Below are 20,735 nucleotides of genomic sequence, written 5' to 3'. Positions count from 1 at the left end.
GTCAACAGCCGCTCTGACTGCTCGTTGAGGATTTTGGCGAACGCCTGGTAGCGCTCCAGCGAATTGCCGCGCACGGCATGCTGCAGCGTCGAGACCGATTCGGCGGTCCATGCGTGGTCTTCGCCGCGGGAGCGGTAGGCGTATTCGCCGCCGACGTCGAGCGCGGTCTTGTAGACCTGCGCGTCGCCGAACGCGTCGGCATGGCGGCGGGCGGTTTCCTCGGCGATCTCGGTCAGGCCGACGCCTTCGATGCGGGTGTGGGTGCCGGCGAAATATTTCGAGACGAAATCAGCCTTCAGCCCGACCGCGTCGAAGATCTGCGCGCCGCAATAGGACTGATAGGTCGAGATGCCCATCTTCGACATCACCTTGAGCAGGCCCTTGCCGATCGACTTGATGTAGCGCTTGACGATTTCGTAGTCGTCGAGCTGGGTCGGCAGCTTGTCCTTCATCGCGATGATGGATTCGAAAGCGAGGTAGGGGTTGATCGCTTCCGCGCCGTAGCCGGCCAGGCAGGCGAAGTGGTGCACTTCGCGCGGCTCGCCGGATTCGACCACGAGGCCGACCGAGGTGCGCAGGCCGGTGCGGATCAGGTGATGATGCACGGCGGCGCAGGCCAGCAGCGACGGGATCGGAATCCGGTCCGAGCCGGCCATGCGGTCGGACAGGATGATGATGTTGACGCCTTCGCGCACCGCGCCTTCGGCGCGCGCGCATAATTCATCGAGCACCTGCTCCAGGCCCGACGCGCCGAAGCCGGCGTGGAAGGTGGTGTCGAGCGTGCGCGAGACGAAGTGCGACTCCGCCACATCGGTGATCGAGCGGATCTTTTCCAGGTCGCCGTCGGTGAGGATTGGCTGCTTTACTTCGAGCCGCTTGGTCGAGGCGGTGCCACCCTTGAGATCGAACAGGTTGGGGCGCGGGCCGATGATCGAGACCAGGCTCATCACCAGCTCTTCGCGGATCGGATCGATCGGCGGGTTGGTGACCTGCGCAAAATTCTGCTTGAAATAGGTGAATAGCGGCTTCGGCTTGTCGGACAAAGCCGAGATCGGCGTGTCGGTGCCCATCGAACCCGAGGCTTCCTCGCCCATCGACGCCATCGGCGTCATCAGGATCGAGACGTCTTCCTGGGTGTAGCCGAACGCCTGCTGCCGATCGAGCAGCGGCAGGTTCGAACGCAGTCCCTTGGCCGGCGCGTCGGGCAGTCCTTCCAGCATGATCTGGGTCTTGTTCAGCCACTCGCGGTACGGATGGCAGGACGCCAGCGACGCCTTGATCTCGTCGTCGGGAATCAACCGGCCCTGTTCGAGGTCGACCAGCAGCATCTTGCCGGGCTGCAGCCGCCACTTGGTGATGATGTCTTCTTCGGGAATCTTCAGCACGCCCATCTCGGACGCCATCACGATGCGGTCATCCTTGGTGACGAGATAGCGCGCCGGGCGCAGGCCGTTGCGGTCCAGCGTAGCGCCGATCTGGCGGCCGTCGGTGAAGGCCAGCGCCGCCGGGCCGTCCCACGGCTCCATGATCGCGGCGTGATATTCGTAGAACGCGCGGCGCTGCTCATCCATCAAGGGATTGCCGGCCCAGGCTTCCGGAATCATCATCATCACGGCGTGCGGCAGCGAGTAGCCGCCTTGCACCAGGAATTCGAGACCGTTGTCGAAGCAGGCAGTGTCGGACTGGCCCTCATAGGAGATCGGCCACAGACGGCTGATGTCCTTGCCGTACAGCTTGGAGTGAATCGAGGCCTGTCGCGCCGCCATCCAGTTGGTGTTGCCGCGCAGCGTGTTGATCTCGCCGTTGTGCGCGACCATGCGATAGGGATGCGCCAGCGACCAGGTCGGGAAGGTGTTGGTGGAGAAGCGTTGATGCACCAGTGCCAGCGCGCTCTCGAAATCCGCTTCGTGCAGGTCGGCATAGTAGCTGCCGAGCTGGTCGGCGAGGAACATGCCCTTGTAGATCACCGTGCGGCACGACATCGAGCACGGGTAGTAGCCCGCGAGGCCGCGGTCGCGGCGCTGGTAGATCGCCTGCGAAATCGACTTGCGCAGAATGTACAGCCGGCGCTCGAACTCATCCTCGTCGGCGATCGACGCGGTGCCGCGGCCGATGAACACCTGCATGTTGGCGGGCTCGGTCGGCTTCACGGTTTCGCCGAGCGACGAATTGTCGGTCGGCACCACGCGCCAGCCGAGCAGGGTGAGGCCTTCTTCCTTGATCTGGTCGGCGATGATGCCCTTGATGACCTGGCGCCACGCGGTGTCGCGCGGCATGAACAGGGCGCCCACGGCATATTCGCCGGGCGCCGGCAGCGTGAAGCCAAGCTCGGCGGTCTTGCGAGCAAAGAAGGCGTGCGGAATCTGCACCAGGATACCGGCGCCGTCGCCGAAGCGCGGATCTGCGCCGGTGGCGCCGCGGTGTTCCAGGTTGCACAGGATGTTGATCGCGTCGGCCACGATCTGGTGGGACTTCTTGCCCTTGATGTTGGCGATGAAGCCGACGCCGCAGGCATCTTTCTCCTGCGACGGATCGTACAGACCCAAAGCGGGCGGACGCCAGGTGTGCAGTTCGCGGGCGAATTCTGCGGGTTTGGACGCGGGATCCGCCGACAGCATATCGGTTTCGACCAAGTGGCGCTCGTACTCTGACCCGCTCATGTTCGTCCTCTCAAACCCAACAGGGTTCTGCCATCCTCGTCGGCGCACCTTGGGCGGTCGCGGAACCCTCTGTTGGGCCACCGCTCGCACGCCGCGAGCCTCATTTTCAGAATTCAGGCTGTGGTGCCCATCGTCCCCGGCGGCCACCCCTAGCCTTGTCGTCCTCAGGCGTCGCTTTGTCTTGGCGCCCGTATATGTTGCAAGCCCTGTGCCGGGTTTGCCACCACAAATTGCGACAGTGATGCTGTCCTAACACCCGACTTTGGCAAATTTTTTTCTATCATACAAGCGCGCGCGAGTCCCCGCCGCATTGCAACAATGCGGACGCAAAATGCGACGCCACGCCGCGGCATTGCGGCGGACGGTGCCGCGTTCCGGCCCAAGCACGGCCCAAGGGCTGCCGGAATTACCCATGAGGTTGCGTCTCGTTCGTTGACGCCTCCAGCCAGTACGGAGCGGCGCGAACAAAATCGGCGAGCGTCGGGGTCAGGGACTGACCACGCTCCGGGCGCGGGGGCGCAAAGGAGCATGCGATGAAGTTGTTTATTGGTTGGGTTGCGACGAGCGGCGTGTTGCTGACGGCAGCCGCCGCCGATGCCCAGGTGCTGGTGCCGTACCGGGTCGGTGCTGCGCCGACGGTCGTGTCCGATGTCGGCGGGCCCTATGCGGCATTGCCGCCGGATGATTTTGGTCCGCGTTATGCGCCGGCCGTGCTGCCGCCGCGCGCGATCGACGCCATGGCCCGCCAGATGGGCTTCCAGCCGCTCGGCGCGCCGCAGCAGCGCGGCGTCGTCTACACCCTGTCGGCGATCAACATCGACGGCGAGGATGGCCGGCTGGTGATCGACGCCCGCAGCGGTCGCATTCTTCGCTTCATGCCGGCCTATCGCATGGGCGACCGGATGGGCGAGGAAGTCGTCACCACCTACGGTCCGGCGGGTCCGGTCCCGGAACTCCCGCAATACCGCCGCGCGCCGCAACCCCGCGCCGCGCTGCCGAAGGTCGCCAGCCGAACCCCGAGCGTGCCGCTGCCCAAGGCGCCGCCCGCGCGGGCTGTCGCGACCCCGGCGAAGCCGGTAGCCGCCGCGCCGGTCGCGGTAGCCGTTCCGCCGGCCGCGCCCGCAGCCACCACTCCGGCCGCCCCCGTCGAGCAGCAGGCCGTCGTGCAGCCGAAGCCGGACGAGGCGCGCGTGATTCCGATGACGCCGGCACCGGTCGCTGCTGTCGTTCCGGCGCCCGCCACTCCGACTGTCGCCCCGCCGCCGGTGGAAGCGAAACCCGCCGCACCTGCCGCCGAAGCAACCCCGGCCGCGCCGCCAGTGCAGGGCGTCGAGTAGTTCGAGAAGGCCTACCACGAGTCGTCCCCGCGAAAGCGGGGACCCATAACCTCCGGGTTTGTGGCTGAACTCAGTAGATGCCCAGGACTGCCTTCGCAGCCTTAAATAAAGTCGATAGCGTGTATGGGTCCCCGCTTTCGCGGGGACGACACAGAGTTTGAAGCGGCCGCCGTGCATCCGAAATAAATGCTTAAACAAAAAAGCGCCCCGGTTTCCCGGGGCGCTCGATATGCGGACGCAACTAAGTCCAACGATGTCGCGCTTACGCGGCGACTTTCTCGCTCTGGCCTTCGATCACCTGCGGTGCGGATACCGCACTGGTCGTGCTGATCGGAATGCTGCGCGGCTTCTTGGCTTCGGGGATCTCGCGAACGAGATCGACATGGAGCAGGCCGTTCTCGAGCGAGGCGTTCTTCACCTGGACGAAGTCGGCGAGCTGGAAGGCGCGCTCGAAGGCGCGGGCGGCGATGCCGCGGTAGAGCACTTCGGCCTTGGCGGGGGCGTTCTCGTTGGCGGCCTTCTCGCCCTTGATCGTCAGGGTGTTTTCCTTGGCGACAATGGAGAGTTCATTGGCGGCAAAGCCGGAGACCGCGACGCTGATGCGATAGTCGTTCTCGCCGGTGCGCTCGATGTTGTAGGGCGGATAGCCCGGCGCCCCATCGGCATTCGCCTGGTCGAGCAGCGAGAAGAAGCGGTCGAAGCCAACGGTGGAGCGATAAAACGGGGTGAGATCGTAGGTACGCATGGGATAGTCCTCCAGTGAGCGACTGTTGAATGAACCCGCCCGCCATCGGGCCGGGCTTTCGTCTTCGTGCAGCCTAGATCAGGCCTGCACAGAGGTGATATGGAAGGGGTAAGACTGTCTTCAAGAGCGCCCCTAAAAATTTTTTCTTTCTTCCATCCCCTTGAAATTTCGCTGATTTTGCACCGGTCCCCCGCCATGACGCTCGTCTCGATTCCTGCCAATCCGGTTCCCGACGGCGTCGTATCCGGCACCATCAAGACCCCTGACGGCGCCGAGCTGCGGTTCGCGCGATGGGCGCCGCCGGCCGGCCGCAAGGGCACGGTCTGCGTGTTCAGCGGCCGCGGCGAGTCGATCGAGAAATATTTCGAGACGGTGCGCGACCTGCGCGACCGCGGCTTCGCGGTAGCGATGATCGACTGGCGCGGCCAGGGCCATTCGTCGCGGCGGCTGCGCGATCCGCGCAAGGGCTATGTGCGCGACTTCGCCGATTTTGAGATCGATGTGGAGGCCTTCGTGCAGCAGATCGTGCTGCCGGACTGCTCGCCGCCCTATTTCGCGCTGGCGCACTCCATGGGCGGCGCGGTGATGCTGCGCGTCGCGCACGCCGGCAAGCGCTGGTTCGACCGCATAGTGCTGTCGGCGCCGATGATCGACCTGCCGGGCCGCGCGATGTCGTTTCCGGCGCGCGCTCTGGTCCGGGTGATGCGGCTGACCGGGCAGGGCGGCAACTACGTGCCGGGCGGCAACGGCGCGCTGACCGGCACTACGGCCTTCGTCGGCAACCGGCTGACCAGCGATCCCGTGCGCTACGCGCGCAACGCCGCGATCTACGAGGAAGACCCGACGCTCGGCATCGGCTCGCCGACCGTGGCCTGGGCCGACGCCGCGTTCAAGGCGATGATCGGCTTTCGCGAGGCCAGCTACCCGGTCAAGATCCGGCAGCCGATCCTGATGATGGCGGCGAGCCAGGACCAGGTGGTATCGACCCCGGCGATCGAGGAATTCGCCTATCACCTGCGCGGCGGATCGCATCTGGTGATCGCCGGCGCGCGCCACGAGATCCTGCAGGAGCAGGACCGCTACCGCGGCCAGTTCTGGGCGGCGTTCGATGCGTTCGTGCCAGGCACGCCGCTATTCAAGTAGGAACTCCGTCATTGCGAGCGCAGCGAAGCAATCCAGCGCCACAAGCGAAGTCTGGATTGCTTCGTCGCAAGGGCTCCTCGCAATGACGGCTTCAAACTTCGGTGCTTTTGTTTGAGCTCAAACGTCTGAGGAAACCCCATGCTTGGCATCCACTCGCTCTGGCTGTTCGTGTTGTCCGGCGTGCTGCTCAACGTCACGCCGGGGCCGGACACCGCCTACATCGTCGGGCGCAGCGTGCAGATCGGCTGGCGCGGCGGCGTAGCGGCGGCGCTGGGCATCAGCGCGGGCTGTCTGGTGCACGTGTTCGCCGCGGCGATCGGATTGTCGGCGCTGCTGGCGGCGTCGTCTTTCGCCTTCACGGTCGTGAAGTGGATCGGCGCGGCCTATCTGATCTATGCGGGCATCCGCATGCTGCTCGCGAACTCGCCTTCACCGGCGCCGGACGCCGCCGGTGCGCCGCCCGCGCTGTCGCTGCGGCAGGTGTTCTGGCAGGGCGTGCTGACCAATGCGCTGAATCCGAAAGTGGCGCTGTTCTTCCTGGCGTTCCTGCCGCAATTCGTGGACGCCGAGGCGCCCGGCAAGGCGCTCGCTTTCATCGTGCTCGGACTGATCTTCATCGGCACCGGCACCGTGTGGAATCTGGGCATGGCGGCGTTCGCGGCGAAGGCCGCCGGCCGCCTCCGGAAATCCGGGCGCGCGTTGGTGTGGCTCAACCGCGCGCTCGGCGCCATGTTCGTCACGCTCGGCGTCCGCATGGCGATGCTGCAGGCGAGGTAGCTACTTCAGCACCGCATAGGTCGAGTTGCCGACCAGATACAGGCCGAGCAGCAGCATCGCGATCAGGAACCAGCGGCGGAACGCTTCGGGCTGCATGCGCGTGCGCACCGCCTGTCCTAGAAACATGCCGGCGAAGGCCGACGCCATGCCGACCAGGCCGGGCAATGCAGTGGAAGCGGTGAGCAGGCCGGCGCTGGTCAGGTTGAAGGCCTGCGCCAGCGTCGCGACGGTGAAGAACACGCCGAGCGCCTGCACCAGCTCGTCCTTCTCCATGCCGATCGACTGCATGAAGGGCATTGAGGGGATCACCTGGATGCCGGTGGCCGCGGCGATGGCGCCGGTCACCACGCCGACAATGCCTCCCACCCATTTTTCATGGGCGGGGGCCACGTCGAATTGGAATTTGACCAGGCTGATCACCGCATAGACGACCAGCAGGATGCCGAGCACGATCGGGCCGTAGCGCGCATAGGGGCCGGTCAGCAGCCCGCCGCAGGCCCAGATCGCCACCGCGGTGCCCAGCATCAGCGGCCACAGCCGCCGGATGATGTCGCGCAGATAGGGTCCAACGAAGGTCTGCCAGATGTTGGTGACGATGGCCGGCGCGATGACGATGGTCAGCGCCTGCACCGGCGTCATGGCGACGGCGAGCAGCCCTATTGAGACGGTGGGCAGGCCGAGGCCGATGACGCCCTTGACGAAGCCGGCCAGCGCGAACACCGCGGCGATCAGGATGATGATGGAATCGGGCATGCGGCACATTGACCGATCCATACCGCGGGCACAATCTGGAGGTTCTTGAGCAAGCCTTCGGCGTTGGCGAAGGCAGGGGGCGCGTATGCGGTTCGATCTGGTCGATCTTCACCTGTTCGTCGCCATCGCCGAAGCGCGCAGCATCACCCAGGGCGCGACCCGGGCCAATCTGGCGCTGGCCTCCGCCAGCGCGCGCATCAAGGGACTCGAGGCTGCGCTGGGGGTGGCGCTGCTCACCCGCGGCCGCCGCGGCGTGGTGCTGACCCCGGCCGGCGAGGCGCTGCTCGGTCACGCGCGGGTGGTGCTGCATGATGTCGAGACCCTACGCGGCGATCTCGGAACCTATGCGCGCGGCTTGAAAGCCAGCGTCTTCATGCTCGCCAATACGGTCGGGCTGTCTGAACACTTGCCGAAGGCGCTGGCGTCGTTCCTGCGCGAGCATCCCAATATCAGCCTCGCCGTGGAGGAACGCGAAAGCGCCGATATCGCGCAGGCCATCGCCAGCGGCGTGGCCGACATCGGCTTTGCCGCGGACCACACCTTGCCGGATCACCTCGAACGGTTCTCGTTTCGCGAGGACCGCTTCATGCTGGTGACCTCGCCGCGCAGCGCCTTCGCCAACCGCCGCCAGATCGATTTTCAGGAGGTGGTCAACGAAGACTTTGTCGGACTGACCAATTCGACGGCGCTGCAGAGCCATATCGGCAAGTATGCCGCGCGGTTCGGCGCGCGGTTGCGGTTCCGGGCGCAACTGCGGGACTTCGATGCGATGTGTCAGATGGTGGCGGCGGGCGTCGGCGTGGCGATCGTGCCCGAGATCGCCGCGCGGCGCTGCGCCCGGACGATGGCTATCAAGCTGGTCCGGATCCGTGATCCCTGGGCGAGCCGGCGGCTGGCGATCTGCGTCCGCAGTTTCGAGACGCTGTCGCGGCCCGCGCAGCAACTGTTCGAGCATCTGCGAAAAGAAGCCGAGCCGCTCAAGTGAGAGAGCGCCGCCGACGGATCAGGTGAGTGTCGCCGAATGGTCGATCAGGGTCTGGTAGCATTCGCAGGATACCCGCTCCAGGGCCGGGCGATCGACGATCTTGATGATGCCGCGCGAATAGGAAATCACGCCTTCGGCCTGCAGCTTGCCGGCGACCTCGGTCACCGAGGTGCGGCGCACGCCGAGCATCTCGGCCAGCAGTTCCTGGGTCAGGCCGACCACATCATTGCCGGCGCGGTCCGCGGACTGCAGCAGCCAGCGGGCGAAGCGGGCTTCCACCGGATGCAGGGCGTTGCAGGCGGCGGTGATGCGCGCCTGGGTCAGCAGCACCTCGTTGTAGTGGATGCACATGTTGCGCAGCGGCTCGCTGCCGGCCACGACCTTGCGAAAATGGGTCGATGAGATTTTGGTCACCGTTGTCGGCAGTTGGACGACGACGCGGACCATGGATTTGTAGAGGCCAAGCCCGGCCATGGCGCCGACGACGCCTTCGCGGCCCACGGTCGCGGTCTCGATCGCCTTGCCATCCCGCATCACCGCCAGCAGCGACAGCATGCCGTTGTGCGGGAAGTAAATCTGATCGACCTCGTCGCCGGTTTCCAGCAGCACCAGGTTCTGCGGAAAGGTCGCCGTCGTCAGATGCGGCGCCAGCAGGGCAAAATGCTCACGGGGCAATGCAGCAAGTAATTTATTGGCCATGGGATCGAGATGCGAGAAATTCAATGCGTTACCCGCCCGATCGGTCGGGCCATGTGTCCGCAGGGGGTGGGAACGGCGCTCCGAGAGGGCGTTCTGCAGGAGCCCATGATATACGTACCAAAAGGGCGCTTTGTCGGTACGGTACCCGTCTTACGGGCGATTTACCTGACTACGAGAGCTCGATCGTTGCCGGCTGGGCTGCAATGCTTGGCGCGTGCGTGCCAAGAACTCCAAAAAGTTTATTTTGTACGGCAGCGTACTAACGGACAGTTTTTGCGGAGGAAGTCTGGATCAATCGACTGAACTTGCGGTGCGGCGCAGCTCGCCGGGAGCGTGCGAATCCTGAAAGTCCGCCTGGGCTTGATACTCCGACGCGAGCATTTCGAGTCGGGCGCGCGTGGTGGCGTCGCTGACGTCGCGGGCGAGACGGCGACACTTCTCGGCTTGCTCACGAAGATACGAAGTCGGCACCATGGGGATCGCTCGCGCTTGGGGCGGGAGTCCAAACGGGCTCAGTCACCGGCGACTAAAGGTCACAACCGCAATGCCGCGATCATAGACCGGTTATGTTAGGTAGACGACTCTATTGTGCGCGAAGAGTGCCGGTAAACGACAATCAGCCGTTCAGCAGCTTGAGCGCCGCCTCGTGAACGCGCGGATCGCCGGCGGCGACGATGCGGCCGCCGTTCTGCGCTGGCTTGCCTTCCCAGGTGGTGACGACGCCGCCGGCCCCGGCGATGATCGGGATCAGCGCGGCGATGTCGTAGGGCTTCAGCTCGGTCTCGATGACGAGATCGAGATGGCCGGCGGCCAGCATGCAGTAGGAATAGCAATCGCCGCCGTAGCGCGACAGCCGCACATCCTTCTCGACGCGGTGGAAGGCGCCGCGATCGATATCGTTCATCAGCCGCGGGCTCGTGGTGAACATCACCGCTTCCTGCAGCGAGGCGCAGCGCCGCGTCGCGAGCTTGCGCTCGCCGGCCGCGCCCTGGTAGCGCGCCGAACCGCTGTCGCCGCTGAAGCGTTCGCCGATATAGGGCTGGTGCATCATGCCATAGACCGGGGTGCCCCGATGCAGCAGGGCGATCAGCGTGCCCCAGATCGGGAAGCCGGAGATGAAGGACTTGGTGCCGTCGATCGGATCCAGCACCCAGACGTATTCGGCGTCCTCGCGCTCGCTGCCGAATTCCTCTCCGACGATGCCGTGCTGCGGAAAGTTCGACTTGATCAGCCGGCGCATCACCGCCTCGGCGGCGCGGTCGGCTTCAGTGACTGGATCGAAATCGTCGCTGCTCTTGTTGTCGATGCTGAGCGACGTGCGGAAGAATGGCAGGATGGTTTCGCCGGAGGCGGTGGCGAGACGGCCGATGAAGGCTGTGAAATCGATGACCGTCACGGCGAATCCTTGTGCGTGCCCGTTGCGGGCTTGCCGCTTCCTATACAGCGCGGAATCGTTGGCCGCATCTGCGGATCGGTCGATCTTCAGATAATTCCGGGCCACGGACGGCGCTGAATCGGATTACGGTTTCGACCGGCTACCCAATTCCAAGCATTGGAATCGGTCATTTAAGTGAATAAAGATTCATAAATACAATATGCCAAACGCGCTGTCATTTCTTCAAACCATTGAAATTTAACGATAAAAATATGAATACCATGCCTTTTTTAGGGGAAGTCCATGCAAAATTTGCATGCTAATCGCCCGGAAAACTCTTGCGCTTTGTGCGTCGCAGCCGCATATTGTTGCGGTGCGGTAGCGCTTGCGCTATCGCTGCCCTCCTTGGGCGTTTCCTCCCTAGACTTGGGCCGCTTGCCAACGCAAGCGGCCCTTTTTTCTTTTAGGGAGAGCTGGCGGCGACTGTCATCGGCGCGAAGCGCGAATGCTGCCTCAGCATCCGGACGGCCATCGGTTGCGGTCGCAGGCCATTGCGAAGCCAGCCGTTCAGGGGTGAGAACGCCTTTCGCATATCGCCGTGACGCTCCGATTATTTCAACGAGGAACTCAGGTCACCGAACCTGGTGCTGAGCGTTGAGCCGATGCCATTCACGGCGGCGATGATCACCAGCGCGATGCCGGCGGCGATCAGGCCGTATTCGATCGCAGTGGCGCCGGACTGATCCGACCAGAAATTCTCGCATATGCGTTTCATTTGTCCTCCTGCCAGGTGGGCGGATGAGTGCCCGCTTGCGAACCTTGCACTGTAATATCTAAGGTTGCATGAATCCTGGTGGTAAAATGTGCCGCATGGCTCATCTAGAGACATCTAGTTGTTTCCAATGGATATTTATTGATATTCTCTCTTGGAAAAATGCCCCAAGGGGTTGAGTTGAGGTGGGTCGCGGTCTGCGCCGTGCAGACGATCGGGGCGGCGGCGTGCCTATTCGGCCGCGGCCTGGAATGGGCCGAGCGCGCTGAGCGGAATTTCCGCAATGGCGTCGGCCAACACCGCAAAGTCTGCGGCGATCTGGGCAAAGCGCGCGGTGCGTTCGCGCCGCCGCTCGTCCATGTAGATGGCGCGGTTCAGCTCGATCTGGATGGCGTGAAGCCCGCTCGCAGGATTGCCGTAGTGCTCTGTGATGAAGCCGCCGGCATACGGCTTGTTGCGGCCGAGCGAGTAGCCGAGGCTGCTGAAGGTGGTTTCGACCACATCCGCAAGAACCCCGGCGCAACTGGTGCCGTAGCGGTCGCCCACCACGATGTCGGGACGGCGCGGCTCCTCGCGCGAAATCCCGATCGAGGGCATCGAATGGCAATCTACCAGGATCACGGTGCCGAAGTTCTGGTGCGCCTTGTTGATCAGGCGGCGCAGCGCGCGGTGATAGGGCTTGTACAGCGTCTCGATGCGGCCGAGGGCATCATCGACGTCGAGCCGCTCGCGGTAGATCTCCTGGCCATCGCCAACCACGCGGGGAATCGTCCCCAGCCCGCCGGCGACGCGCATAGAGCGGGTATTGGCGAAGCTCGGCAGCCGTCCGGTGAACATCCGCGGATCGAGCTCATAGGGCTCGCGGTTGACGTCCACATAGGAGCGCGGGAAGTGCACGCGCGCCACCGGAAAGCCGCGGTCGCTGAGGCCCGCGATCAACTCGTCCATGAAAGAATCTTCGGAGCGGCGCAGCGCCACCACGTCGATTCGCGATGCTTCGAGGAATTCCGCCGGATAGACCGAGCCTGAATGCGGCGAATTGAAAATGATCGGGGCGCGCCAGGTCGCGGGCTCCACGATGTCGAATGGAGGCGACGTCTCACCGTCAAATGGGGTCATCGTCGGGCGCCGTCCCTGCAGCACGGTTGTTCTGATGGCCCAGTCTGGCAGAAAACCGAAGCAGTGTAAGAACTCATTGTCGGCAACGACAGCCGATCTGCCAAGTAAAAAACTTTTCGAGGTGTCCGTGGTCGGTTGAAACACCCGGCTTTGTTGCGTCCCATGACGTTCCGGCGCACCATCCTGGGACGCTTTCGAGTCTCACGCGCGGTCCACCTTCACCCGAAATTTACCAGACCGGGGTCTAGTGGGCGAACTGGTCCTCTCATTCGGGTTCGACGTCCAACAGTCATGCACAAGATTCTCCTTGCCGAAGACGACAACGACATGCGCCGCTTCCTGGTCAAGGCCTTGGAAAATGCCGGTTTCTCAGTGTCATCCCACGATAACGGGCTTTCCGCGTATCAGCGATTGCGCGAAGAGCCGTTCGAAATGCTTCTGACGGACATCGTGATGCCGGAGATGGACGGGATCGAACTGGCGCGCCGCGCCAGCGAACTCGACCCCGATATCAAGATCATGTTCATCACCGGCTTCGCCGCGGTGGCATTGAATTCCGATTCGGAAGCGCCGAAAAACGCCAAGGTGCTGGCCAAGCCCGTTCACCTGCGGGAATTGGTCAGCGAAGTGAACAAGATGCTGGCCGCCTGAGAACTTTCTACGTTTTATGAAAAGAGGCAAGGTTTGGCCCTCCGCCCGCCTTGCCTGTCTCAACTTGAGCAGTTATACGGTCCGCACCCGTCAAGACTGGACTAAGGGCGCGTAGCTCAGCGGGAGAGCACCTCGTTGACATCGAGGGGGTCACAGGTTCGATCCCTGTCGCGCCCACCATTTAATGTCCCTCCGCACATACCGCCAAACCGCCGACAGGCCTGTAGTTTGGCCGGCTGGTCGGTATCCAATCCAAGCCTTCGGTTCATTGCCGTCGCCTCGTTGCGACGACGCAATCCAGATCTGCTGTGCACAACAGCAGGATTGCATCGCCGTACTCGCCATGACGGCGCGCCCGCCCTATTGTCATGCCCAGGCGTGGAATATTTTACCTGAAAGCGATTCTGAATGACCCGGCCGATAATCGGCGTGATCGGCAACGCGTATCGCGTCGAGAACCGCTTTGCCGTGCAAATGGTCGGCGAAGCTAACCTCCGTGCCATCGCCGAGGTCGCCAACGCGCTGCCGCTGATGTTCGCCGGCGTGCCTGATATCACGGACATCGATGCCTTGCTGAATGTGGTCGATGGAATCGTGCTGACCGGCGCCCGCGCCAACGTCCATCCCGCACGATTCGGGCTCGAGCCAGATGTCCGCCACGAGCCCTATGACAATGCGCGCGATGCGGTGGCGCTGGCGCTTTGCGAGGCCTGCGTCGCCCGCGCCGTGCCGATCTTCGGCATCTGTCGCGGGCTGCAAGAAATGAACGTCGCGTTCGGTGGCTCGCTGCACCCCGAAATCCGCGAGATACCCGGCCGCATCAACCACCGCATGCCGCGGCTCGATAGCGGAGAGATCCATCCGGATCCGGCGGTGGTGTTCGCCGACCGCCATGAGGTTCATCTGACGCCCAACGGCGCCTTCGCGACCCTGCTGGGCCGCAAAACCATCGCGGTGAACTCGCTGCACGGCCAGGGCATCGATACCCCCGGCGCGCGGGTGGTGATTGAGGGCGTCGCCGAAGACGGCACCATCGAGGCGATCCGCATCAAGGACGCCGCCGGCTTTGCGCTCGGCGTTCAGTGGCACGCCGAACACGATCCGCAGCTGAATCCAATCAACCGCGCGCTGTTCCAGGCCTTTGGCGAAGCGGTGCTGACGCACAAGCAGGGCCGTTAACTTCGCGCCCGATCAGGTTGGGCGCCAGGCATGGCGCAACTTTTGCATCGATACTTCCGATCGCCCGCGGCCCAGTACGGCGCAAGCGGGCCCAGCCGGAGGAGCAATTGATGTCGCAGATCAATAGGCGGATGCTACTTGGCGCGGGATCGACCGCGCTGGCTCTCGCAGCGCTCGGCGTTAGAGCCGTCCGAGCAGCCGGTTCGCCAGGGTTGACCACCCATATGCTCGATACGGCCAGCGGCAAGCCGGCCGAAGGCGTCAAGATCGACTTCAGCGTGCTGGAAGGCGGCGCGTATCGGCTGCTCAAGACGGTTTATACCAACGCTGACGGCCGCAATGCCGAGCCGCTGCTGACGCCGGAAACCATGAAGGTCGGCCAGTATGAACTGGTCTTCTATATCGGCCAGTATTTCAGCAAGCTCGGCACCGTGCTGCCCGATCCGCCGTTCCTCGACAAGGCGGTGATCCAGTTTGGCATGGCCGATGCCACGTCGCACTATCATGTGCCGCTGCTGGCCTCACCCTGGAGCTACACGACCTATCGCGGCAGCTGACACATCAATGGGAGTGGTGCGATGTTCGTTCGAAGATCGCTGCGGTGCTTGATCTGCGCTTTGATGCTGGGCGCGTTTGCGGCCTCCTCCGCACAGGCAGGTGAGCCGGACATGGCGCCGATCAACGCGATGGACCGCGCAGCCTTCGTGCAGAAATTCGGCGGCATCTTCGAAAACTCGCCCTGGGTCGCCGAGCAGGCCTGGGAGAGCAGGCCGTTTGCCTCCCTCGACGCCATGCACGCCGCAATGGTGGGCGTGGCGAAGACTGCGCCGGCGGCGACGCAATTGGCGTTGCTGCAGGCGCATCCCGATCTCGCCGGCAAGGAGGCCCAGGCAGGCGCCATGACGGCATCGTCGGTCGCCGAGCAGGCCAGCGCCGGGCTCAGCGCGCTATCAAACGAGGAGATGGCCGACATCTCGGCGCTGAACGCTGCCTACAAGAAGAAGTTCGGCTTTCCCTTCATCATCGCCGTGCGCATGCACACCAAGGAAGGCATCTTCTTCGAGTTCAGGCGCCGCTTGCACAACGACACCCAGACCGAATTCGCGAACGATCTGCAGAATGTCTACGTTATTACGCGGCTGCGGCTGAACAAGCTGCTTGAGGCAAGTTGAGAGAACTCGATCGTGAAATAGCAGTGTAAAAAGGGGAGAGAGCTGATGTCCGGTCATGCGAAACAAGTCCCGGTACTCGTCATCACTGGTGCCCATCCCAAACTGTACAACCACGACCTCGCGCCCACGGCGCCCGAGGGCCGCACCTGGGGCACCTTCAGCCTGTTCGCGATGTGGATGTCGGACGTGCATTCGGTCGGCGGCTACACTTTCGCCGCCAGCCTGTTCTTTCTCGGCCTGGCCGGCTGGCAGGTGCTGCTGTCGATGGTGGTCGGTATCGCCATCGTCAACGTGCTGATGAACCTGATCGGCCGGCCCTCGCAAAAATACGGCATTCCGTTTCCGGTGGTGGCGCGGATGTCGTTCGGGGTGATGGGCGCCAACCTCGCGGCGATGGTGCGCGGCATCGTCGGCATCGTGTGGTACGGCGTGCAGACCTATTTCGCCTCCAAAGCAGTGCAGGTGCTGGTGATCGCGCTGTGGCCGTCGGCAGCGGCGTACACCCATAACGACCTGATGGGGCTGTCGTCGCTGGGCTGGTTCAGCTTCCTGTTCATGTGGTTCTTCCAGCTGGTGATATTCCTGTCCGGCATGGAGACGATCCGCAAGTTCATCGATTTCTGCGGGCCGGTGGTCTATCTGGTGATGTTCATCCTTGCCGGCTGGATGATCTCCAAGACCGGGCTGGACAGTTTTTCGATGCAACTGTCGGACAAGAAGTTCACCGGGCTCGAATCGGTCGGCCTGCAGGCCAACGCCGCGATGCTGATCGTGGCCTATTTCGCCGCGCTATTGCTGAACTTCGGCGACTTCGCGCGCTTCGCCAAGAGCGAGCAGGCGATGAAGGCGGGCAATTTCTGGGGCCTGCCGGTCAACTTCATCTTGTTCGCCATCATCACCGTGATCGTCACCGGCGGCTCCATGAAGGTGTTCGGCGAAGCCATCATGGATCCCGTGCTGATTGTCGAGAAGATCAATAACCCGATCGCCTCGATCGTCGGCTCGATCACCTTCATCGTCGCCACCATGGGCATCAACATCGTCGCCAACTTCGTGTCGCCAGCCTATGACATTGCGAATCTCGCGCCGGACAAGATCAACTTTCGTCTCGGCGGGTTGATCACCTCGATCCTGTCGGTGCTGGTGTGTCCGTGGCTATTCGTCTCCAGCCCGCACGCCATCACGCTGTTCGTCAGCATTTTCGGCGCGGTGCTGGGCCCCATGTTCGGCATCATGGTGGCCGACTACTATCTGGTGAAGAAGCAGGTGGTGAAGCTCGAGGACCTCTACACGATGTCGCCGACCGGCTCGCTGTACTTCGACGGCGGCTGGAACCGGAAGGCGCTGTTTGCGCTGGCGATCTCCGGCGCGCTGTCGATCGGGCTGTCGCTGCTCGGCGCGTTCGGGCTGATGTTCAACGTCGGCGACTGGGGCTGGCTGATCGGCTCGGCGGCGGGGGCGCTGTGCTACGTCGCGGTCAGCCGTGCCGCTGCGTCGGCGGTGACCATGCGAGCAGCGTAGGCTGATGGAGACGGTACGCCAGAAACTCCGGCGCCCGCGACGGTCCTGGCTCTGGGGCAGGAGACAGCAAACCGCCCCCCAAAAAAAATAGCCGGGCTCAAAAGAGCCCGGCTGAGGTATTGGCCACGTGAGGCCGACACAATCACCTTCCAAGAGGGATAACTGAGGCTCCGCACCGCTGGAGGAGGGGGACAATGTGCGGTACGAAGTCTCAGCTTCCCTGAGATATGATCCCCGTTTCCGCCATGCGGCAACGGCTCGCTCGGCATGTCAGACATGCGGGCAGCGGGGGTTCCCATGGAATATTCAGCCCGGCCAGCGCTGCGCCTTGCTGACAATGAAATCGCGAAACACCTGGACGCGGGCCACCGACTTCAATTCTTCGGGATACACAAAGTAGGTATCGAGCTGGATCGAGTCGGACTCGCCGAACAACTGCACCAGCCGGTTGTTTTCCTCGACCAGGTAGTCCGGCAAAGCCGCGATGCCGAGGCCCTGCTGGCAGGCGCGCACCAATCCGAGAATGTTGTTGACCTTGAAGTAGGGCTCGCGCGAGCCGGAGCCGTTGCGGCCGGCTTCGACCAGCCAGTTGCGGTTCTGCAGATGCGGCGCGACGCCGCCGTCGCTCAGCGTGATGATGCGGTGGCCGTCGAGTTCGTCGAGGGTGCGCGGCGTGCCGAAATGCTTGACGTATTCCGGCGCGCAATAGGCGTGGAAGCCCATCGCGAACAGCTTGCGCTGGATCAGGTCGGGCTGGGTCGGCTTGCGGGTGCGGATCGCCACATCGGCCTCGCGCATCGACAGATCGAGCTCCTCGTCGGTGACGATCAGCGAGATGCGGATTTCCGGATACAGTGCGGTGAATTCGCCGAGCCGGGGAATCAGCCAGTTGATGCCGACGCCGGGGGTGGTGGTGACCTTGAGGTCGCCGCTCGGCCGCTCGCGGCTGTCAGTGAGCTTGGCGCGCGCCGCCTGCAACTGCATGAACACGTCATGGGCGGTGCGAAACAGCAGATCGCCCTGTTCGGTGAGGATCAGGCCGCGCGCATGGCGGTGAAACAGCGAGACCGACAGTTCCTGCTCCAGCGCGCTGACCTGGCGCGACACGGCGGACTGCGAAAGCCCCAGTTGCTCGCCCGCATGCGTGAAGCTTCCCGCCTCCGCCGCCGCGTGAAACACCTTCAGCTTGTCCCAGTCCATATCGTTAAATCCATCACGAGAGCGTCCCATGTCTATTCCGCCGCTGCGCGGTCGTGAGCATGGGCCGCAAGATAGCGTTCGGCTTCGAGGGCAGCCATGCAGCCCATACCGGCGGCGGTGACCGCCTGTCGCCAGGTTTCGTCGGCGACGTCGCCGGCGGCGAATACGCCGGGCACGGAGGTCGCGGTGGAATTCGGCGCCACCTCGACATAGCCCGAGGGGCGCAACTTGATCTGGCCTTTGACTAGCTCCGTCGCGGGCGCGTGGCCGATGGCGATGAACACGCCGTCGGCGGGCACCTCCGTGGTGGCGCCGGTCTTGACGTTCTTCAAGCGCACATGGGTGACCTTGGCGGGACCCTCGGTGCCGCAGATCTCGTCGAGCGCGGAGTCCCAAACCACCTTGATCTTGGGATGCTTGAACAGCCGTTCCTGCAGGATGCGTTCGGCGCGGAAATGATCGCGGCGGTGGACGATCGTTACCGTCGAGGCGAAATTGGTCAGGAACAGCGCTTCCTCGACCGCGGTGTTGCCGCCGCCAACCACGATGACTTCCTTGTTGCGATAGAAGAAGCCGTCGCAGGTTGCGCAGGCCGAGACGCCGCCGCCGGCAAATTTCTCTTCCGAGGGAATGCCGAGCCAGCGCGCCTGCGCGCCGGTGGCGAGGATCACGGTTTCGGCGAGATAGATATCGCCGCTGTCGCAGACCAGCCGGAACGGGCGCTGCTTGAGATCGAGTTCGGTAACCAGATCGGTGACGATCTTGGTGCCGACGTGGGTCGCCTGCTTCTCCATCTGCTCCATCAGCCACGGGCCCTGGATCACGTCGGCGTAGCCGGGATAGTTCTCCACGTCGGTGGTGATGGTGAGCTGGCCGCCGGGCTGCATGCCCTGGATCAGGATGGGCTCCAGCATGGCGCGGGCGGCATAGATCGCCGCCGTATAGCCGGCGGGGCCGGAACCGATGATGACAACTTTGGCATGGATGGGGGCGGCCATGGTCGAGTCCCTTTCTGAAGGGAAATTGGTCAGTGCTGAGGCGAAAACGGCCGGCGAAAGCGTCGCAGCGGCGTCGAAAGTGTCAAATGCAAGTCTAGGACATCTGTGGAGCTATGCAAGAATTGCAATCCGTCTCCGCAATTTTTCCCCAGATCGCGCTTAATTTCTGCAGTGCACGCGCAATAAAATTGCGCAAGTCCGCATTCCTGCGGTAAGAGATTCGGAACCTCTTCAAGCTCTAGAACCAGGATCCGCCGCGCGTGCCGAAAAGCCTAGACGAGATCGATCTCAAGATTCTCACCGAGATCCAGGCCGACGGCCGAATCACCAATGTCGAACTGGCCAAGCGGGTCGGAATCTCGCCGCCGCCGTGCCTGCGCCGGGTACGCACCCTGGAAGAGGCCGGCTACATTCAGGGCTATCGCGGGCTGCTCGATCCGCGGCTGCTCGGCTTCGACGTCACCGTGTTCGCCTCGGTGCACCTGTCGAGCCAGGCCGACGCGGATCTCAAGGCGTTCGAGGATTTCGTCCGCAAGGAGCCGCTGGTGCGGGAATGCTGGATGCTGTCGGGCGAGATCGACTTCATTCTGAAATGCGTGGCGCCGGACATGGCCACGTTCCAGGAATTTGTCAGCCAGCTCACCGCCGCGCCGCATGTGCGCAATGTCCGCACCTCGCTGGTGCTGCATAATTCGAAGTATGCGGCGGCCGTGCCGCTGGAGTTAAAGGTCGCGGGCTAGCTTCGTTTCCCTCCCCCAAGCAGCGAAGCTGCGCAGTGGGGAGGGTGGCCGCGCGAAGCGCGGTCGGGTGGGGGTGATGCTCCAAGATCAATCGCGCATGGGACGCCCCCACCCGTCACGTTTGTTCGCTTCGCTCTCAAACGCGCCACCCTCCCCACGCGAAGATGCGGGGGAGGGAAAGCAACTCAGCTCTTTTTGCGCAGGATCGCGTCGAGGCTGATCGGGCCACCGCCAGAGGTCGCCAGATACAGACAGGCGAAGCAGAACAGGATGGCGGCGGTGCCGCCGTTCAGCAGCGGCAGGAACACCGGGTCGGCACCCTTGAACATGTGACCCATGAAGTAGGCGAACGCCATTTCGCCCGCGAGGATGAACGCCACCGGGCGCGTGAACAGGCCGAGCAGCAGCAGCGCGCCGCCAACGAGTTCGAGGGCGCCGGCAAAAGTAATCAGCGGCGGGATGTTGGCGAAATACGGCAGTACCGGAAATTTGAAGATTTTCGCGATGCCATACTGCAGCAGCAGCAGGCCGGTGATGAAGCGAAACAGGCTGAGTGCGGTCGGCTGGAATTTGGCTAGTGTCTGGTCCATGTCATTAGTCCCCCTGTGATGACGTATCGCTCATAGCATTATTGCAGTGCGAAATGGCGGTCACTCTCGTGTGAGAAACACGTGATCTGCGGAATTATTCCAGACTCGATCGTGTCGCACATCGGCGGTACCATCGCCCAGCAAAAAGCCGCGCACGGGGCGCGGCTTGTTAATTCAGAGACGCGCGCCGTATCAGCGCCACTCGACCTTGGTGATTTCGTACGCCTTGGCGCCGCCGGGGGCGACGACTTCGACCGTGGCGCCCTTGGCCTTGCCGATCAGCGCACGGGCCATCGGCGAGGTGATCGAGATACGGCCC

General features: G+C 63.5%; 22 protein-coding genes and 1 tRNA gene. 11 read left to right on the top strand and 12 right to left on the bottom strand.

Features of this window, described 5'->3' with window-relative positions; genetic code table 11:
- Positions 1-2,660 (bottom strand): glutamate synthase central domain-containing protein (locus JWR89_RS18975; protein WP_299718935.1); only part of this gene is annotated, 2,660 nt, incomplete at its 3' end.
- Between the two features lie 533 nt (positions 2,661-3,193).
- Between JWR89_RS18975 and JWR89_RS18970 the strand changes: the two genes are divergently transcribed.
- Positions 3,194-3,997, top strand: coding sequence for a hypothetical protein (locus JWR89_RS18970; protein ID WP_299718934.1), 804 nt, complete (start codon positions 3,194-3,196; stop codon positions 3,995-3,997).
- Between the two features lie 262 nt (positions 3,998-4,259).
- On the opposite strand, the gene JWR89_RS18965 is transcribed toward JWR89_RS18970, so the two are convergent.
- Complete coding sequence (locus JWR89_RS18965; protein ID WP_299718933.1) at positions 4,260-4,742, bottom strand: Hsp20 family protein; 483 nt, start codon at positions 4,740-4,742, stop codon at positions 4,260-4,262.
- 195 nt (positions 4,743-4,937) lie between these two features.
- Here JWR89_RS18965 and JWR89_RS18960 point away from each other — a divergent pair, with 195 nt between their 5' ends.
- On the top strand, positions 4,938-5,885 hold the full coding sequence (locus JWR89_RS18960) for an alpha/beta hydrolase (RefSeq protein WP_299718932.1): 948 nt from the start codon (positions 4,938-4,940) through the stop codon (positions 5,883-5,885).
- Positions 5,886-6,023: 138 nt separating this feature from the next.
- Positions 6,024-6,662, top strand: a complete 639-nt coding sequence (locus JWR89_RS18955; protein WP_299718931.1) for a LysE family translocator — start codon at positions 6,024-6,026, stop codon at positions 6,660-6,662.
- On the opposite strand, the gene JWR89_RS18950 is transcribed toward JWR89_RS18955, so the two are convergent.
- A complete protein-coding gene (locus JWR89_RS18950; protein ID WP_299718930.1) occupies positions 6,663-7,415 on the bottom strand; it encodes a sulfite exporter TauE/SafE family protein in 753 nt (250 codons plus the stop codon).
- A gap of 85 nt (positions 7,416-7,500) precedes the next feature.
- On the opposite strand from JWR89_RS18950, the gene JWR89_RS18945 reads away from it, so the two are divergent.
- The gene (locus tag JWR89_RS18945; protein WP_299718929.1) at positions 7,501-8,400 is read left to right on the top strand and encodes a LysR substrate-binding domain-containing protein; all 900 of its coding nucleotides are present in this window, start codon (positions 7,501-7,503) and stop codon (positions 8,398-8,400) included.
- A gap of 18 nt (positions 8,401-8,418) precedes the next feature.
- Here JWR89_RS18945 and JWR89_RS18940 read toward each other — a convergent pair whose 3' ends face one another.
- The 5 genes from JWR89_RS18940 to JWR89_RS18920 form a co-directional block, all read right to left on the bottom strand.
- The gene (locus JWR89_RS18940; RefSeq protein WP_299718928.1) at positions 8,419-9,123 is read right to left on the bottom strand and encodes a Crp/Fnr family transcriptional regulator; all 705 of its coding nucleotides are present in this window, start codon (positions 9,121-9,123) and stop codon (positions 8,419-8,421) included.
- A 267-nt stretch (positions 9,124-9,390) separates the two neighbouring features.
- Complete coding sequence (locus JWR89_RS18935; RefSeq protein WP_299718927.1) at positions 9,391-9,573, bottom strand: hypothetical protein; 183 nt, start codon at positions 9,571-9,573, stop codon at positions 9,391-9,393.
- A 142-nt stretch (positions 9,574-9,715) separates the two neighbouring features.
- On the bottom strand, positions 9,716-10,495 hold the full coding sequence (gene hisN, locus JWR89_RS18930) for a histidinol-phosphatase (protein ID WP_299718926.1): 780 nt from the start codon (positions 10,493-10,495) through the stop codon (positions 9,716-9,718).
- A gap of 589 nt (positions 10,496-11,084) precedes the next feature.
- Positions 11,085-11,249: a Flp family type IVb pilin gene (locus JWR89_RS18925; protein ID WP_299718925.1), complete on the bottom strand. Its 165-nt coding sequence runs from the start codon at positions 11,247-11,249 to the stop codon at positions 11,085-11,087.
- A 228-nt stretch (positions 11,250-11,477) separates the two neighbouring features.
- Positions 11,478-12,365, bottom strand: a complete 888-nt coding sequence (locus JWR89_RS18920) for an N-formylglutamate amidohydrolase (RefSeq protein ID WP_299718924.1) — start codon at positions 12,363-12,365, stop codon at positions 11,478-11,480.
- Positions 12,366-12,656: 291 nt separating this feature from the next.
- Between JWR89_RS18920 and cpdR the strand changes: the two genes are divergently transcribed.
- From cpdR to JWR89_RS18890, 6 genes are all read left to right on the top strand, one after another.
- Complete coding sequence (gene cpdR / locus JWR89_RS18915) at positions 12,657-13,016, top strand: cell cycle two-component system response regulator CpdR (RefSeq protein ID WP_299718923.1); 360 nt, start codon at positions 12,657-12,659, stop codon at positions 13,014-13,016.
- A 105-nt stretch (positions 13,017-13,121) separates the two neighbouring features.
- Positions 13,122-13,196, top strand: a tRNA-Val gene (locus JWR89_RS18910).
- Positions 13,197-13,424: 228 nt separating this feature from the next.
- Positions 13,425-14,195, top strand: coding sequence for a gamma-glutamyl-gamma-aminobutyrate hydrolase family protein (locus JWR89_RS18905; protein WP_299718922.1), 771 nt, complete (start codon positions 13,425-13,427; stop codon positions 14,193-14,195).
- Between the two features lie 158 nt (positions 14,196-14,353).
- On the top strand, positions 14,354-14,752 hold the full coding sequence (gene uraH, locus JWR89_RS18900; RefSeq protein ID WP_299718937.1) for a hydroxyisourate hydrolase: 399 nt from the start codon (positions 14,354-14,356) through the stop codon (positions 14,750-14,752).
- 111 nt (positions 14,753-14,863) lie between these two features.
- A complete protein-coding gene (uraD, locus tag JWR89_RS18895; RefSeq protein WP_299718921.1) occupies positions 14,864-15,367 on the top strand; it encodes a 2-oxo-4-hydroxy-4-carboxy-5-ureidoimidazoline decarboxylase in 504 nt (167 codons plus the stop codon).
- Between the two features lie 45 nt (positions 15,368-15,412).
- Complete coding sequence (locus JWR89_RS18890) at positions 15,413-16,888, top strand: NCS1 family nucleobase:cation symporter-1 (RefSeq protein WP_299718920.1); 1,476 nt, start codon at positions 15,413-15,415, stop codon at positions 16,886-16,888.
- A gap of 306 nt (positions 16,889-17,194) precedes the next feature.
- Here JWR89_RS18890 and JWR89_RS18885 read toward each other — a convergent pair whose 3' ends face one another.
- Positions 17,195-18,118: a LysR family transcriptional regulator gene (locus JWR89_RS18885; protein WP_299718919.1), complete on the bottom strand. Its 924-nt coding sequence runs from the start codon at positions 18,116-18,118 to the stop codon at positions 17,195-17,197.
- A 2-nt stretch (positions 18,119-18,120) separates the two neighbouring features.
- Entirely contained in the window at positions 18,121-19,086 is a 966-nt protein-coding gene (trxB, locus tag JWR89_RS18880) for a thioredoxin-disulfide reductase (RefSeq protein WP_299718917.1), read from the bottom strand.
- A gap of 260 nt (positions 19,087-19,346) precedes the next feature.
- Between trxB and JWR89_RS18875 the strand changes: the two genes are divergently transcribed.
- Complete coding sequence (locus JWR89_RS18875; RefSeq protein ID WP_299718915.1) at positions 19,347-19,826, top strand: Lrp/AsnC family transcriptional regulator; 480 nt, start codon at positions 19,347-19,349, stop codon at positions 19,824-19,826.
- 185 nt (positions 19,827-20,011) lie between these two features.
- Here the strand turns inward: JWR89_RS18875 and JWR89_RS18870 are convergent, their stop codons facing one another.
- Positions 20,012-20,416, bottom strand: a complete 405-nt coding sequence (locus JWR89_RS18870; RefSeq protein ID WP_299718913.1) for a DoxX family protein — start codon at positions 20,414-20,416, stop codon at positions 20,012-20,014.
- Positions 20,417-20,608: 192 nt separating this feature from the next.
- Positions 20,609-20,735, bottom strand: a 127-nt coding sequence (locus JWR89_RS18865) for a GreA/GreB family elongation factor (RefSeq protein WP_299718936.1), incomplete at its 5' end; no start/stop codon positions are given.

The sequence above is a fragment of the Tardiphaga sp. genome (assembly GCF_028290785.1).
GTDB lineage: Bacteria > Pseudomonadota > Alphaproteobacteria > Rhizobiales > Xanthobacteraceae > Tardiphaga.
This window is presented reverse-complemented; position numbering and strand designations above follow the sequence as displayed.